This is a genomic window from Polaromonas sp. P3_A5 (assembly GCF_056403055.1).
In genome coordinates this window covers 2,640,354-2,653,910 of the sequence record NZ_JBFUGF010000001.1, presented here as the reverse complement: position 1 = coordinate 2,653,910, position 13,557 = coordinate 2,640,354, and the positions used below count along the sequence as shown (strand labels likewise).

Below are 13,557 nucleotides of genomic sequence, written 5' to 3'. Positions count from 1 at the left end.
CCCCCTGCAAGGGGCTATACGCAGTGAGCCTGGACGGGGGTGTGCCGAGATCAGTCGCCCAGCACCAGGCCTTCCCGTCGCGGATCGGCGCCGCCGAAGAATCCGTCGGGTGTTCTCTGAATGGCTTGCAGGCCGCTGGTCATGGTTTGTTCGCGTACCTCGGCGCCGCGGCTTCGCAGCGCCTCGACGGTGGCCGGCGAGAAACGTTTTTCTTCCAGGATGCTCGGGCCGTTGAGCGAGGCGAAGTTGGGCAGGTCAATCGCCTGCTGGGCGTTGAGGCCCCAGTTCAGTGTGGCGTAGAGGGTTTTGGCGGTGAAATGGATGATGAGTGCGCCGCCGGGGCTGCCGCCGCTCATGACGAGCTGCCCCGAGGTTTTGTCGAACACCAGCGTGGGGGCCATCGACGAGCGCGGGCGTTTGCCGGCTTGCACGCGGTTGGCCACGGGCCTGCCTTCGGCGTCTGTCGGGGCGAAGCTGAAGTCGGTCAGTTCGTTGTTCAGCAAAAAGCCGCCAGCTTTTCCGGTGCCGCCGTCGGTCATCAGGCGCGAGCCGAATTGGTCTTCAATCGTCGTGGTCATGGCGATGGCATTGCCGTAGCCATCGATGATGCTGATGTGCGAGGTACCGTACTCGGGCTGGTCGGGCATGGGCGCGTAGGCGGTTGTGACGGCGCCCGGCACGCCAGGTTTTGCGGTTTTCATGCTCGGGCCTGTGGACTGAATCAGCCTGGCGCGCTCACTGAGATAAGCGGGGGCCAGCAGGCTCATCCAGTTGCCGCCCGGCGGCTGCACAAAGTCAGGGTCACCCAGGTATTGCGCACGGTCGGCAAAGGCCAGGCGCGAGGCCTCGGTGTAGAGGTGCAGCCAGTCGGCCGAAGGCGTGGGCGACACCGAGCCGGGAACACCGCCGGTGCCGGCGACCAGGCCCAGCGTGGCGGCCGGCGTGTTGTTCAGGATGCCGAGGATTTGGCCGACTGCAATCGCGCCCGAGCTGGGCGGCGGCATGCCGCAGAGGCGGTAGGCCTTGCCGGCCGCGCTGTAGTCCGAGCAGATCGGGTCGCGTTTTTTGGGCTGGTAGCCGGCCAGGTCGCCCAGGGTCAGCTTGCCGGGATTGGTGGCGTGGCCCTGCACTTTGGTGACGATGGCTTGCGCGACCTTGCCTTCGAGCAGCGCGTTGGAACCTCTCGCCGCGATTTGCCGCAGCACGTCGGCCAGCGCCGGGTTGCGCAAGACAGAACCCACATCGACGGGGGTACCGTCGGCTTTATAGAAATAGGCTGCGGCGGTGACATCCTTCTTCAGGTGCACTTCACCCTTGAGCAAGGTGTTGAGCCGCGGGCTGACCTTGAAGCCGCCTTCGGCGAGCTGGATGGCGGGCACGAAGAGCTGGGCCCAGGGCAGGCGGCCGTATTGCTTGTGGGCCATCTCCAGCATGCGCACCGTGCCGGGCGTACCGACGGAACGCCCGCCAACCACGCCGTCGTAAAACGGCATCGGTTTGCCGTCGGCGCCGATAAACAGTTTTTCGTCCGCCGCAGCGGGCGCGGTTTCGCGGCCGTCAAAGGCCTCGACCTTGCCGCCATTGGCGTGCAGCAGGAAGGCGCCGCCGCCTATGCCGCTGGACTGCGGCTCTACCAGCGTGAGCACCATTTGCACTGCAATTGCAGCGTCGATGGCCGAACCACCGGCTTTGAGTACCTGGTAACCCGCATCGGTGGCCAGCGGGTTGGCGGCGGCCACGGCGAAGGTCTTGGTGGCCCAGCCTGGCTTGGGGGTGAAGCCCGAAGAGCCTTCGGGCTGCATGTATTTGGTGCCGCGCGCGACTTCATCGGCGGGGACCTGGTAGTTAAATGCGGTGGGGCTGCTGGCGCAGGCGGCAAGCAGCGCGGTGGCTGCCAGCGCCGGGAAGGCGTGTCTCATGCGATATCCTTGAATGTAGTTGTAGCTTGTGGCAGGACCCTGTGCCTGCGCTGTTGAATATATCGAGCGGCCCCGCGCCTCACAATGGCGTTTCAGAGAAATCACTCTTCCATGGAATTTGACAATCTCGATGCCTTGCGCGTGCTGCTGGCTACGGCGGAAACTGGCAGCCTTACAGCAGCGGGCAAGCGCTGCCGGCTGTCTACAGCGGCCGTCAGTGCGGCGATCAAGCGGCTGGAAACCTCGCTGGGTGTACGTCTGTTTGAGCGAACCACACGCGCCGTGCGGCCCACGGCCGAGGGTGCTGTCATGGTCGACCATGCCCGCCGCGCGCTCGAGCTGGTGTCCGAAGGCCAGGCCAAAGTCCGTGCCGGCACCTTCGGCTTGACGGGCAGCATCCGCATCACCGCCACAGCCATGCTGGCCCGCGAGATGCTGGCCTACTGGCTGGCCGAATTTGCCAACACTCACCCGGGTATTGAAATCGACCTGCAGATCAGCGATGCGCGTGTGGACCTGGTGCGCGAGGGCATCGACATCGCCCTGCGCAACGGGCCGCTGATGGATTCGACCCATTCGGCGCGCCTGCTGGCGCCGGCCCGGCGCGTGGCTTGTGCGGCCCCGGACTATCTGGCGCGCCGCGGCACGCCGCTGGAGCCATGCGAGCTTGTGCAGCACGACTGCCTGGTTTGCCATGTGCGCGAGCGCCGGCAGGATCAGTGGCAGTTCGAATTGCAGGGAGAGGCCAGCGCGCCTTTTCAGGTGCGCGTGGCTGGGCCGCTGGCCTGTAACGACGCATCCATTGCGCTGCAGTGGGCGCTGGAGGGGCGGGGCATCGTCTACCAGTCCGAGATCGACCTCATGGCCTCTTTGGCCAGCGGCAAGCTGGTGCGCCTCTTTGCGGGTCACCTGGGTGAGCCGGCGCCGCTTTATGCGGTGGTGCCCAGCCGGCGCTATGTGCCGGCCCGCGTCAACGAGGTGATTGAACGGCTTTCAGCGCTGCTGACCGAACGGCTGGCAGCGCTGCACCCGCCTGCGGCCTAGGCTCAACGTGGTGCGAGGCGAATCGCGCCGTCCAGGCGAATCACTTCACCATTGAGCATGTCGTTTTCGATGATGTGTTTGGCCAGGCGCGCATAGTCTTGCGGTGTGCCCAAGCGCGAGGGGAAGGGCACGCCGGCAGCCAGCGAGTCCTGCACTTCCTGCGGCATGCCAAAAAGCATGGGCGTGCCGAAAATGCCGGGCGCGATGGTCATGTTGCGGATGCCGTTGCGGGCCAGGTCGCGGGCGATCGGGAGGGTCATGCCGACGATGCCGCCCTTGGAGGCGCTGTAGGCCGCCTGGCCGATCTGGCCGTCGTAGGCTGCCACAGAGGCGGTGGAGATCAGCACACCGCGTTCGCCGGTGGCTTCCGGGTCGTACTTGCACATGGCGTCGGCCGCCAGGCGGATCATGTTGAAGCTGCCCACGAGGTTGACGGTGATGGTTTTGCTGAAGGCGCCCAGGCTGTGCGCGCCGTTCTTGCCCACGGTTTTTTCGGCGGGCGCAATGCCGGCGCAGTTCACCAGGCCCATCAGTTTGCCCATGGCAACCGCCTTGGCCACCACGGCCTGGCCGTCGGCTTCCTGGCTCACGTCGCATTTGACGAAAGTGGCTTTGCCTTCGCCCAACTCTTTGGCGATGGCCTCGCCTTTATCTGCCTGCATGTCGGCGATGACGACTTTGGCGCCGTTGGCCACCAGCATGCGTGCCGTGCCTTCACCCAGGCCCGATGCGCCGCCGGTGACGATAAATACTTTGCCTGCGATTTCCATGGTGGTTCCTTGATGAAGATGGAGAGACTTTGAAGAGATTGCGTGAACGTTTTGGGTGACGTTAACGTAAACGTCAATTATGGCGCATGAAATTACCCCCACGCTCCTTCACTTCGTGTGGTCGTTGTCTCCCGAGGGGGCGTTTTCATCTAGGGACGGCCCGGCGATGAAAAAAGCCCGGCGCCTTTCGGTGGCCGGGCTTTTCGTAACAGTGCGGCGTTGGCTTACTTGTAGCCGACGCGATCCAGCATCTGCTGCACCTTGAGCTGGTTGTTGCCCACGGCGCTGATCGGGATGGTTTCCGATTTGAAGCTGCCGTTGCCCGATGGTGTCATGGCTTTGAGAGCCGGGTTGCTCACACCCAGGCCCGGAACGGCGGCCCATTCGTTATTGCCATTGGCAAAATACTCCTGCGCGCTCGGGCTCGCCAGGTATTCCATGAACTTGACGGCATTGGCCGTGTTCTTGGCATTTTTGGCAACGGCAGCGCCGGCGATATTCACGTGCGTGCCCCAGCTGTCCTGGTTGGGGAAGACCACGCCCACGCGGTCGGCCACGACTTTGTCTTCAGGCGCGTTGGAACGCATGATGCGCGCCAGGTAGTAGGTGTTGGTCAGAGCAATGCCGCATTCGCCGCTGGCCACGGCCTTGATCTGGTCGCTGTCGCCGCCCTTGGGGTCACGCGCCATGTTCGCCACCAGGCCCTTGAGCCATTGCTCGGCCTTGGCTTCGCCCAGATGCTCGGTCACCGCGCCGAAGAGCGACAGGTTGTAGGGGTGCGCGCCCGAACGGGTGCACAGCAGGCCCTTGTTCTTCGGGTCAGCCAGCTCCTCATAGGTATCCACGTCGGCTTTTTTGACCTTGAGCTTGTCAAACACCACAACGCGGGCGCGCGTCGAAAAGCCGAACCAGGTCGTGCCTTCGGCAGTTTCCTTGGCGCGCAGCTTGGCCGGGATGGCAGCTTCGAGGGCGGTCGATTTGATGGGCTTGAAGAGACCGTCTATATCGCCCTTGTGCAGGCGCGCGGCATCGACCAGCAAAATCACGTCGGCAGGAGAGGCCGTGCCTTCGGCCTTCAGGCGCGCCAAAATGCCGGCGTCATCCGCGTCCACGCGGTTGACCTTGATCCCGGTGGCTTTAGTGAAGTCGCTGTAGAGCTTTTCGTCGGTCTGGTAATGGCGGGCAGAATACAAGTTGACCACCTGTTCCTGCGCCGAAGCCAAGCCTGCCAGCAGCATCAGCGACGAGAGAACCACTTTTTTGTACATAACTTTCCACTTCCTTACTGGTATTTTTAAAGCCCGGCCATGATAAAGCAAATAAGAATCATTCTTGGTAGTCCCCCTACGTTGCGCAAGCCTTCGCTAGGGCCAGACTGGCTGGCGGGCATCTGCCTGGCTGCGGGTTTATCGCTGTTTGCCGGCTGCACTACAGCGCCGCCCGGTCCGGGCGCACCCGTGGCACCACTGCCGGTAGAGGCCGCCAGAAAGCCGCCGCGCATCGGCCTGGCGCTGGGCGGGGGCGCCGCACGCGGCTTTGCCCACGTGGGCGTGATCGCCGTGCTGGAGGAGGCCGGGCTCAAGCCGCAGCTGGTGGTCGGCACGTCGGCCGGCAGCCTGGTGGCGGCGCTGTATGCCAGCGGCAAGACCAGCGCGCAGCTGCAGCAGACCGCGCTGAACATGGAGGAAGTTGCCATCACCGACTGGATGCTGCCGATCATCGGCCGCGGCATGTTCCGCGGTGACGCGTTGGCCCGCTATGTCAACGACCTGGTGGCCAACCGGCTGATGGAGAACATGGTCATTCCGCTGGGCATCGTCGCCACCGACCTCAACAGCGGTCAGGCCGTGTTGTTCCAGCGCGGCGATACCGGCACAGCAGTGCGCGCATCCAGTGCAGTGCCGGCCGTGTTCGTGCCCGTCAAGATCAACGGCCGCGAGTATGTCGACGGCGGCCTGGTCTCACCGGTGCCTGTGCGCTTTGCCAGGCAGATGGGCGCCGACGTCGTGATTGCCGTCGACATCTCCAGCCCGCCCGAAGCCAACCTTGCCGGCGACACGTTGCAAATCCTGCTGCAGACCTTTGCCATCATGGGCAAAAGCATCAACCAGTACGAGCTCAAGGATGCTGACATTGTGGTCCGTCCGTCGCTTACGGGCCTGAAAAGCGCCGACTTCTCTGCACGGCAGCGCGCCATCGACTCAGGCCGTGCCGCCATGCTGGCCGCGCTGCCCCAGCTGAAGGCAAAGCTGGCCGCAGCCGGTGTGGCGATGGCAAGGTAGTTGCTATTCTTTTGATAGCTGCTGGCGCATGTCAGTATTGGGTAAAACGCCTGAATGGCCTAAATCTGGATACGCCAGGCAAAAAAAAGCCCAATCTTGCGATTGGGCTTAACTGGATCCGTGAAAATGAATTTCGAATGGATCCGAGGAGACAAGCGGTCTGGAATCGTGCTGTTACGCAAGGTTCCGGGATCAGGCTCCGGTCGTTCCCGCAGAAGGTGCGGGAACAATGAATAACAATTAACGCTTCTTGGAAGCGGTTTTCGTGGCGCTCACTGCGGACGCAGCCACGGTGTTGAAGTTGGCTTCAGCCATTTCGCTGGCTTGCTTGACAGCCTTTTGCATGGATTCGAATGCGTTGTTCGCGGCAGCAACAGCGCTCTTCATCACGGCAACGGCGGTTTCGGAACCGGCTGGCGCGTTTTTGGCAGCGTTGTCGACCAGGCCGACAAACTTCTTCTGTGCATCAGCGGTTTGGCCTTCCAGGGTCTTGCCCAGTTCAGCACCAGCAGCCGAAGCGATGTCATACAGGTGACGGCTGTAAGCGGCGGTCTTTTCAGCCAGGGGCTGGACCAGGCCGGCTTGCAGGGCCATCAGTTCTTGCGCGTCTTTCACGCCCATCACGGCTTGTGCGTGGTTGGCGGTTTCAGCAAGGGCAGCCTTGGTGGCTTGCACGTTCAGTTCGACCAGTTTTTCAACGCCTTCGAAGGCTTTGTGGGTCAGACCAAACAGGGTTTCGATGTTGGCTTTGTGGGAGGCCATGATTTGTTCAGCGGTCAGCATAATTAATCTCCAGATATAAGTTAATGAGTCGTCGGGTCAATAGTTGCTTTGCGCTGAATTGCTGCACTGCAACATGACCCCAAGTATAGGCATTGGCCGAGGCATTGCAAGCGGTTTTTGTTGCACTGCACCATTTTAGATGTCGAGCCCTATTTGTACTCCGAAAACAGAGTGCAAAAGTATCCAAAAGTCCATGCTTTCCCGCGCTCGGTACTACATGACGGTTGTTGCCCCTTCAGGCCACAATCGTTGAAACCCTTCCTCGCTTCTCATCTTGCAAGCTTTTTACGCCGACAACTTCGTATTGCCGCTGCCGCTTGGGCACCGTTTTCCCATGGCCAAGTACCGGCTGTTGCGCGACCGCCTGGTCAACGAACTGCCGGCCGTTCGAATGGCACAGGCACCGGCCGCCACCGATGGTGAGCTCGCCCTTGTTCACACGCCCGCTTATATAGACGCCATCACCCACGGAACCTTGCCGGCGCCTGCCCAGCGCGAGATCGGCTTTCCCTGGAGCCTGGGCATGGCCGAGCGCGCGCGCCGCTCTGCCGGCGCCACCGTTGCAGCGGCCCGCATGGCGATGGGGCCTGGAGGCAAACAGGGCGAAGGCGTTGCAGCCAACCTGGCCGGAGGCACGCATCACTCGTATGCGCACAAAGGCGGCGGCTTCTGCGTTTTCAACGATGCGGCGGTGGCCGCCAGGCTCATGCAGGCAGAGTGGGCGCGGCTGCACCGCCACGAGCGCAAACCGCTGCAGGTCGCCATCGTCGATCTGGATGTGCACCAGGGTAACGGCACTGCCAGCATCTTTGCCGCGGACACCAGCGTGTTCACGCTGTCGTTGCATGGGCAAAAGAATTTCCCGTTTCGAAAAGAAGCCAGCGACCTCGATGTGGACTTGCCGGACGGCTGCGGCGATGCAGCCTATCTGCAGGCGCTGGAGCACGCGCTTGACGAGCTGGAGCGGCGCTTTGAGCCGGGGCTGGTGCTGTTCCTGGCGGGCGCCGATCCGTACGTGGGCGACCGCCTGGGACGGCTGGCCCTGAGTTTTGACGGTCTGGAGGCGCGCGACCGGCGCGTCTTCGACTGGGCCTGGCAGCGCCGCATCCCGCTGGCGTTTTCCATGGCGGGTGGCTATGGCATCAACATCGACGAAACCGTGCAGGTGCAGATGAACACCTACCGGGTGGCGCTTGAATACTGGAAGCGCTGGAATCCGTAGCGAGGCTGATCCAACGGGGATTGCTGCTACATTGCCAAGGCCATCCCAGGTGGCCACGAAATAAAACAAGCTAATAGCAACAAGAACATGCAGCCACACCCGAGGGATTCCCAGAAAGATAGCGCAGCCCATGCTGCCCACGCCCTCCGCGTACTCGTGTTGGGCGGCACCGGCTTTATCGGCCGCCATGCCGTCGCGGCGCTGCACACGTCGGGCGCGCAGGTTTCGATCGGCAGCCGCCATCCTTCGCGCCACGAAGAGGCCTATCCTTTTGCTGTCTTGCGCCCTGTGCGCTTTGAGCAGCTGTTGCAGCCCGATGCGTGGACAACCCTGCTGAAGGATGTGGATGTGGTCGTCAATTGCGTGGGCATCCTGCGCCAGCGGCCGAATGAGTCGTATGACCATGTGCATCACCGCGCACCGGCGGCGCTGGCCGTCGCTTGCGCCGGCGCCGGCATTCGACTGATTCATACCTCGGCCCTGGGCTTGCACGCAGGCGCCAAAAGCCGGTTTTTGTCGAGCAAGCTGCTGGGTGAGCACGCCATCGCGGCGTCGGGCAGCGACTACGCCATCGTGCGGCCTTCCTTGCTCGACGGCGAGGGCGGCTTTGGCGCCCGCTGGCTGCGCGGCTTGTCGCGCTCGCCGGTGCAATTTATTCCGCGCGGTGCGCGCGGCGGTATTGCGGCGATGGCTGCCACCGATCTTGGGAAAGCATTTGCTGCGCTTGCGGCTCTTTCTTCCCTGGCGGGCCACCGCGAGGTTGAACTCGGCGGAATTCGCCGTTACGGTTACGCGGAGTACCTGCGTGAACTTCGCGCCGACTATACGGCCACCCCTGCGCTGCAGATTCCAACGCCCAACTGGGCGGCACGCCTGGGCGCGCATGTGTGCGACGTCCTGCACTTTTCGCCTTTCTCGTATGGGCACTGGATTTTGCTGCAGCGGGACAATATGCCTTCACCCAATCGCTTGCCGGAATTGCTGGGGCGCGAGCCACTTCCGATCAGACCCGCCGTTAGCCCGGCCGTCCATCCAGAAGCCCGCCTTGAGCCTGGCCAGGTGCACGCTGGCAAAATAGGTTCTCATGACCTCCCCGACACGCCCGCAGGCTGAAGCCCGCAGCGCCTATAAAGCCTTTCGCGACATCGGCACCCGCTGGTCCGACAACGATGTTTACGGTCACGTCAACAACGTCGTCTATTACAGCTGGTTCGATACCGCCGTCAACGGCCTCCTGATTGAGCGCGGCGCCATCGACATCCACGCCGGCAGCGTGATCGGCCTGGTGATCGAAACCCAATGCAATTACTTCGCGCCGCTGGCTTTTCCTGAGCCGGTGGTCGCAGGCATCCGTGTGGCACACGTCGGCTCGTCCAGCGTGCGCTACGAAGTGGCCCTGTTCCCCGGCGATGAGGGTGCGCTGTGCGCTGCCCGGGGCCATTTCATCCATGTGTATGTCGACCGCGCCACGCGCAGGCCTGCGTCGCTGCCCCCCGAACTGCTTTCTGTACTGGAGACCCTCCGATGACCCAGGCACCGCCCGTGCTTCCCTATATCACCCCGCGCCGCGCAGGCGACGCACGCAATGCGGTGGACGAAGCCATCGTCAGCCGCCAGTCAATACGCCAGTTTTTGCCCCGGCCGGTGCCACGCGAGACCATCGCCCATCTGCTGGAAGTTGCCAGCCGCGCGCCTTCGGGAACCAACACCCAGCCCTGGAAGGCCTATGTGCTGCAAGGTGCCAGCCGGGACGCGTTGGTGGACAAGGTTTGCCAGGCTCACGACGCGCTGTACGCCAACCCCGCACTGGCCGCCGAATACAAAGAAGAATACGACTACTACCCTGAAAAATGGGTGTCGCCCTACATCGACCGCCGCCGCGAAAACGGATGGGGCCTCTACGGCCTGCTGGGCATCACCAAGGGTGACAAGGACAAGATGCATGCACAGCATCACCGCAACTTCCAGCTGTTCGATGCACCCGTGGGCCTGATGTTCACGCTGGACCGCGTGATGGGTCGGGGCTCGCTGGTCGACTACGGCATGTTCATGCAAAACCTCATGGTGGCCGCGCGTGGCCTGGGTTTGCACACCTGCCCGCAAGCAGCCTGGAACGGTTTTTCCCGGATCATCCTCCCGCACATCGGCGCGGGTGAGGGCGAAATGCTGGTGTGCGGCATGGCGCTGGGTTATGCCGATGAAACGGCGCGCGTCAACACCTTCCGTACACCGCGGGTCCCGGCTTCGGAATTCACCACCTGGCTCGACTAGAAGCCAGAAGCGGCGCTACTGCATCCCCGCACGCGCCGGCTGGTTTAGGTGTTGCGGGTAAAGTCAGGGATTCGCGAAAAGACGCGATTTCTTTTTGCCTGTTTGGGCTCTGTTTTTTTGTTTCACCTGTTTTAGAAGGACCGCATCATGAATCTCACCACCACACCTTCCGGCCTGCAATACGAAGACACCGTGCTGGGCACCGGTGCCATCGCCAAGGCGGGGCAACATGTCAAGGTTCACTACACCGGCTGGCTCTATAACAACGGCGTCCCGGGCGCCAAGTTCGACTCCAGCAAGGACCGCGGCCAGCCTTTCGAATTTTCCCTTGGCGCGGGGCAAGTGATCCGCGGCTGGGATGAAGGCGTGCAAGGCATGTCGGTGGGTGGTACGCGCCGCCTCGTCATTCCGGCGGAGCTGGGCTATGGTGCGCGCGGCGCCGGCGGTGTGATTCCACCGAACGCCACCTTGCTGTTTGAAGTGGATTTTCTCGGTACCTGAGCTGGCGCGAGTTGAAGAAGGCCCCGGTGCGGCATTGGCGCCGGGCCTGTTCACCTGATTAACCGCCAAGGCGCCCTGGCGCCGCGGCCCTCAAGCGATCCCCATGATCATCACCAGCCTGCTCGACACCGATCTGTACAAGTTCACCATGATGCAGGTGGTCTTGCACCAGTTTCCGGGCGCCGAGGTGGAATACCGCTTCAAGTGCCGCAACGCCGGCGCTCCGGGTATTGGTGATCTGGCGCCCTATGTGACCGAGATACGGGAAGAAATCCGTGGCCTGTGCAGCTTGCGTTTCCAGGACGCTGAGCTGGCTTACCTCAAGGCCATGCGCTTCATCAAGAGCGATTTTGTCGACTTCCTCGGCATCTTCCGGCTCAATGAAAAATACGTCAGCGTCACGGCCTTGCCTTCGGGCGAGATCGACGTGTCCATCAAGGGCCCCTGGCTGCACACCATCCTCTTTGAGATTCCGGTGCTGGCCATCATCAATGAGGTCTACTTTCGCAACACGCAAAAGAAGGCGGACCTGGCCGAGGGGCGCAAGCGCCTGGAGACCAAAATTGGCGAGCTGCAGACGCAAGGCCTGCGAACGCTCAAGATCGCCGATTACGGTACACGCCGCCGGTTTGGCAAAGCCTGGCACGAAGAAGTGCTGCGCACCCTGGTGACGCGGCTGGGCACGGGGGTGGGTGGCCAATTCGCCGGCACCAGCAATGTGCTGTTTGCCATGAAGCTCGGCCTGACGCCGCTAGGCACCATGGCGCATGAATACCTGCAGGCCTGCCAGGCGCTGGGGCCGCGTCTGCGTGACAGCCAGGTCTTTGGCTTCGAGTCATGGGCCAAGGAATACCGGGGCGACCTCGGGATCGCGTTGTCGGATGTTTACGGCATGAGTGCCTTCCTGCGCGATTTCGACATGTACTTCTGCAAGCTGTTTGACGGCGCCCGCCACGACAGCGGCGACCCGTTCCAGTGGGGCGAGCGCATGCTTGCGCACTACACCAAGAACCGGGTCGACCCGCAGACCAAGACGCTGATTTTCAGCGACGGCCTGACGGTGCCGCGCACCATCGAGCTGTACCAGCAGTTCAGGGGCCGCTGCCAGCTGGCCTTCGGCATCGGCACCAACCTCACCAATGACCTGGGCTACGAGCCGCTGCAGATCGTGATCAAGATGATCCGCTGCAACGGCCAACCCGTGGCCAAGCTGTCTGACACACCTTCCAAGAACATGTGCGACGACGAAAAATACCTGGCGTATTTGCGGCAGGTGTTTGAGATTGCATGACTTTCATCCGTCCGATTGGCATGTCTAGCATGGATGCGTAACGATAAAAAAGAACCGGAACATCATGAAACCTCCACAACAGCTGGTGGCGCTGGCGCTGCTTTTGTTATTGCCAAGCCTCTCGTTTGCCGCTGAACTTGACGGTAGCCGGCTGTCAGCCTTGTGGGCGGTGCCGTTCGCTGGAATTTTGCTGTCGATTGCAGTCATGCCGCTGCTGGCGCCTTCTTTCTGGCACCACCACTATGGCAAGGTTGCTGTAGCGTGGACGCTGGCCTTTTTTGTGCCGTTTGCCGCGCTGTACGGTGGCTCTGCTGCTTTTTCCGGCTTGGTGCACGCGCTGCTGGCCGAATACATCCCCTTTATTGTGCTGTTGGTTGCGCTGTTCACGGTGGCTGGCGGGATCCATATTCGCGGCAACCTGCACGGCAGTCCGGCCTTGAACGTTGCGATCCTGGCCATTGGCGCCGTGCTGGCGAGCTTTATGGGCACCACCGGTGCATCGATGCTGATGCTGAGGCCCCTTATCCGGGCCAATGACAATCGCGTGCACAGAGCCCATGTGATTGTGTTTTTTATTTTCATTGTGTCCAATGCAGGCGGTTCACTCACGCCATTGGGCGATCCACCCCTGTTCCTTGGCTTCTTGAAGGGCGTTGATTTTTTCTGGACGGTCAAACAGATATTTCCGGAGACGCTTTTTCTGGTGGGCAGCCTGCTGGCCATCTTCTACGCGCTGGATGGCTGGTTCTTTCGCCGTGAAGGTGTGCTGAAAGTAGACCCTACGCCGGACACCCGGCAGTTTGGGTTTGACGGTGCGGCCAACTTCGCGCTTCTGGCGGCGATCGTGGCCCTGGTGCTGCTCAGCGGCTTCTGGAAGTCACCCGCCTCCTTTCATCTCATGGGGACGGAAGTCGGCTTGCCGGGCCTCGTGCGCGATGTTGGCCTTGTGCTGGTGACGTTCCTGTCGCTCAAGATCACTGCGGAAAAAGTACATGCGGACAACCAGTTTTCCTGGGGGCCGATGGTGGAAGTCGCCAAATTATTTGCCGGCATTTTCCTCACCATCATCCCGGTGATCGCCATGCTCAAAGCAGGCGTCAATGGTCCTTTTGGTTCCGTGGTTTCGGCTGTGACGCGACCGGACGGCCAGCCCGATCCGGCGATGTATTTCTGGGCCGCTGGCTTTCTCAGCTCATTCCTGGACAACGCGCCCACCTACCTGGTGTTCTTCAACACCGCAGGGGGTGATCCGGCCACGCTGATGACCACACTGGCACCGACGCTGGCTGCGATCTCGGCAGGCGCGGTTTTTATGGGCGCGAACACCTATATCGGCAATGCGCCCAACCTCATGGTCAAGGCCATCGCGGAAGACCGCGGCATCAAGATGCCCGGTTTCTTCGGTTACATGGCCTGGTCCTGCTCTATCCTGGTGCCGCTCTTCGTCATCATGACCTTTATCTGGTTCAAGTAA

The 13,557-nt window shown here is 62.1% G+C and carries 13 protein-coding genes; 9 read left to right on the top strand and 4 right to left on the bottom strand.

The genetic code is table 11. The annotated features are described in order from the left end of the window. Positions 1–50 precede the first annotated feature (50 nt). Positions 51–1,919 carry a gamma-glutamyltransferase family protein gene (locus AC1DU8_RS12590; protein WP_477726823.1) on the bottom strand — a complete coding sequence of 623 codons (1,869 nt, stop codon included), beginning with the start codon at positions 1,917–1,919 and terminating at the stop codon, positions 51–53. A 111-nt stretch (positions 1,920–2,030) separates the two neighbouring features. On the opposite strand from AC1DU8_RS12590, the gene AC1DU8_RS12585 reads away from it, so the two are divergent. Next, positions 2,031–2,963, top strand: a complete 933-nt coding sequence (locus AC1DU8_RS12585; protein ID WP_457278843.1) for a LysR family transcriptional regulator — start codon at positions 2,031–2,033, stop codon at positions 2,961–2,963. Between the two features lie 2 nt (positions 2,964–2,965). On the opposite strand, the gene AC1DU8_RS12580 is transcribed toward AC1DU8_RS12585, so the two are convergent. Next, entirely contained in the window at positions 2,966–3,733 is a 768-nt protein-coding gene (locus tag AC1DU8_RS12580; protein ID WP_477726822.1) for a 3-hydroxyacyl-CoA dehydrogenase, read from the bottom strand. A gap of 224 nt (positions 3,734–3,957) precedes the next feature. Continuing rightward, complete coding sequence (locus AC1DU8_RS12575) at positions 3,958–5,001, bottom strand: extracellular solute-binding protein (protein ID WP_457278841.1); 1,044 nt, start codon at positions 4,999–5,001, stop codon at positions 3,958–3,960. 120 nt (positions 5,002–5,121) lie between these two features. Here AC1DU8_RS12575 and AC1DU8_RS12570 point away from each other — a divergent pair, with 120 nt between their 5' ends. Beyond that, a complete protein-coding gene (locus AC1DU8_RS12570) occupies positions 5,122–6,015 on the top strand; it encodes a patatin-like phospholipase family protein (protein ID WP_477727052.1) in 894 nt (297 codons plus the stop codon). Between the two features lie 240 nt (positions 6,016–6,255). Here the strand turns inward: AC1DU8_RS12570 and AC1DU8_RS12565 are convergent, their stop codons facing one another. Further along, positions 6,256–6,801: a phasin family protein gene (locus tag AC1DU8_RS12565; protein ID WP_457279775.1), complete on the bottom strand. Its 546-nt coding sequence runs from the start codon at positions 6,799–6,801 to the stop codon at positions 6,256–6,258. A gap of 271 nt (positions 6,802–7,072) precedes the next feature. Here AC1DU8_RS12565 and AC1DU8_RS12560 point away from each other — a divergent pair, with 271 nt between their 5' ends. The 7 genes from AC1DU8_RS12560 (at position 7,073) to AC1DU8_RS12530 (ending at position 13,557) form a co-directional block, all read left to right on the top strand. After that, positions 7,073–8,020: a histone deacetylase family protein gene (locus AC1DU8_RS12560; RefSeq protein WP_477726821.1), complete on the top strand. Its 948-nt coding sequence runs from the start codon at positions 7,073–7,075 to the stop codon at positions 8,018–8,020. A gap of 87 nt (positions 8,021–8,107) precedes the next feature. Next, a complete protein-coding gene (locus AC1DU8_RS12555) occupies positions 8,108–9,133 on the top strand; it encodes an NAD(P)H-binding protein (RefSeq protein ID WP_477701866.1) in 1,026 nt (341 codons plus the stop codon). Beyond that, a complete protein-coding gene (locus tag AC1DU8_RS12550) occupies positions 9,105–9,548 on the top strand; it encodes an acyl-CoA thioesterase (protein ID WP_477726820.1) in 444 nt (147 codons plus the stop codon). Before AC1DU8_RS12555 ends, AC1DU8_RS12550 begins: the two co-directional genes overlap by 29 nt. Further along, positions 9,545–10,291 carry a nitroreductase gene (locus AC1DU8_RS12545; RefSeq protein WP_477667117.1) on the top strand — a complete coding sequence of 249 codons (747 nt, stop codon included), beginning with the start codon at positions 9,545–9,547 and terminating at the stop codon, positions 10,289–10,291. Before AC1DU8_RS12550 ends, AC1DU8_RS12545 begins: the two co-directional genes overlap by 4 nt. Before the next feature lie 147 nt (positions 10,292–10,438). Beyond that, positions 10,439–10,792: an FKBP-type peptidyl-prolyl cis-trans isomerase gene (locus tag AC1DU8_RS12540; RefSeq protein WP_477667118.1), complete on the top strand. Its 354-nt coding sequence runs from the start codon at positions 10,439–10,441 to the stop codon at positions 10,790–10,792. 103 nt (positions 10,793–10,895) lie between these two features. Next, positions 10,896–12,083, top strand: a complete 1,188-nt coding sequence (gene pncB / locus AC1DU8_RS12535) for a nicotinate phosphoribosyltransferase (RefSeq protein ID WP_457278835.1) — start codon at positions 10,896–10,898, stop codon at positions 12,081–12,083. A 64-nt stretch (positions 12,084–12,147) separates the two neighbouring features. Next, positions 12,148–13,557 carry a sodium:proton antiporter gene (locus AC1DU8_RS12530; RefSeq protein WP_457278834.1) on the top strand — a complete coding sequence of 470 codons (1,410 nt, stop codon included), beginning with the start codon at positions 12,148–12,150 and terminating at the stop codon, positions 13,555–13,557.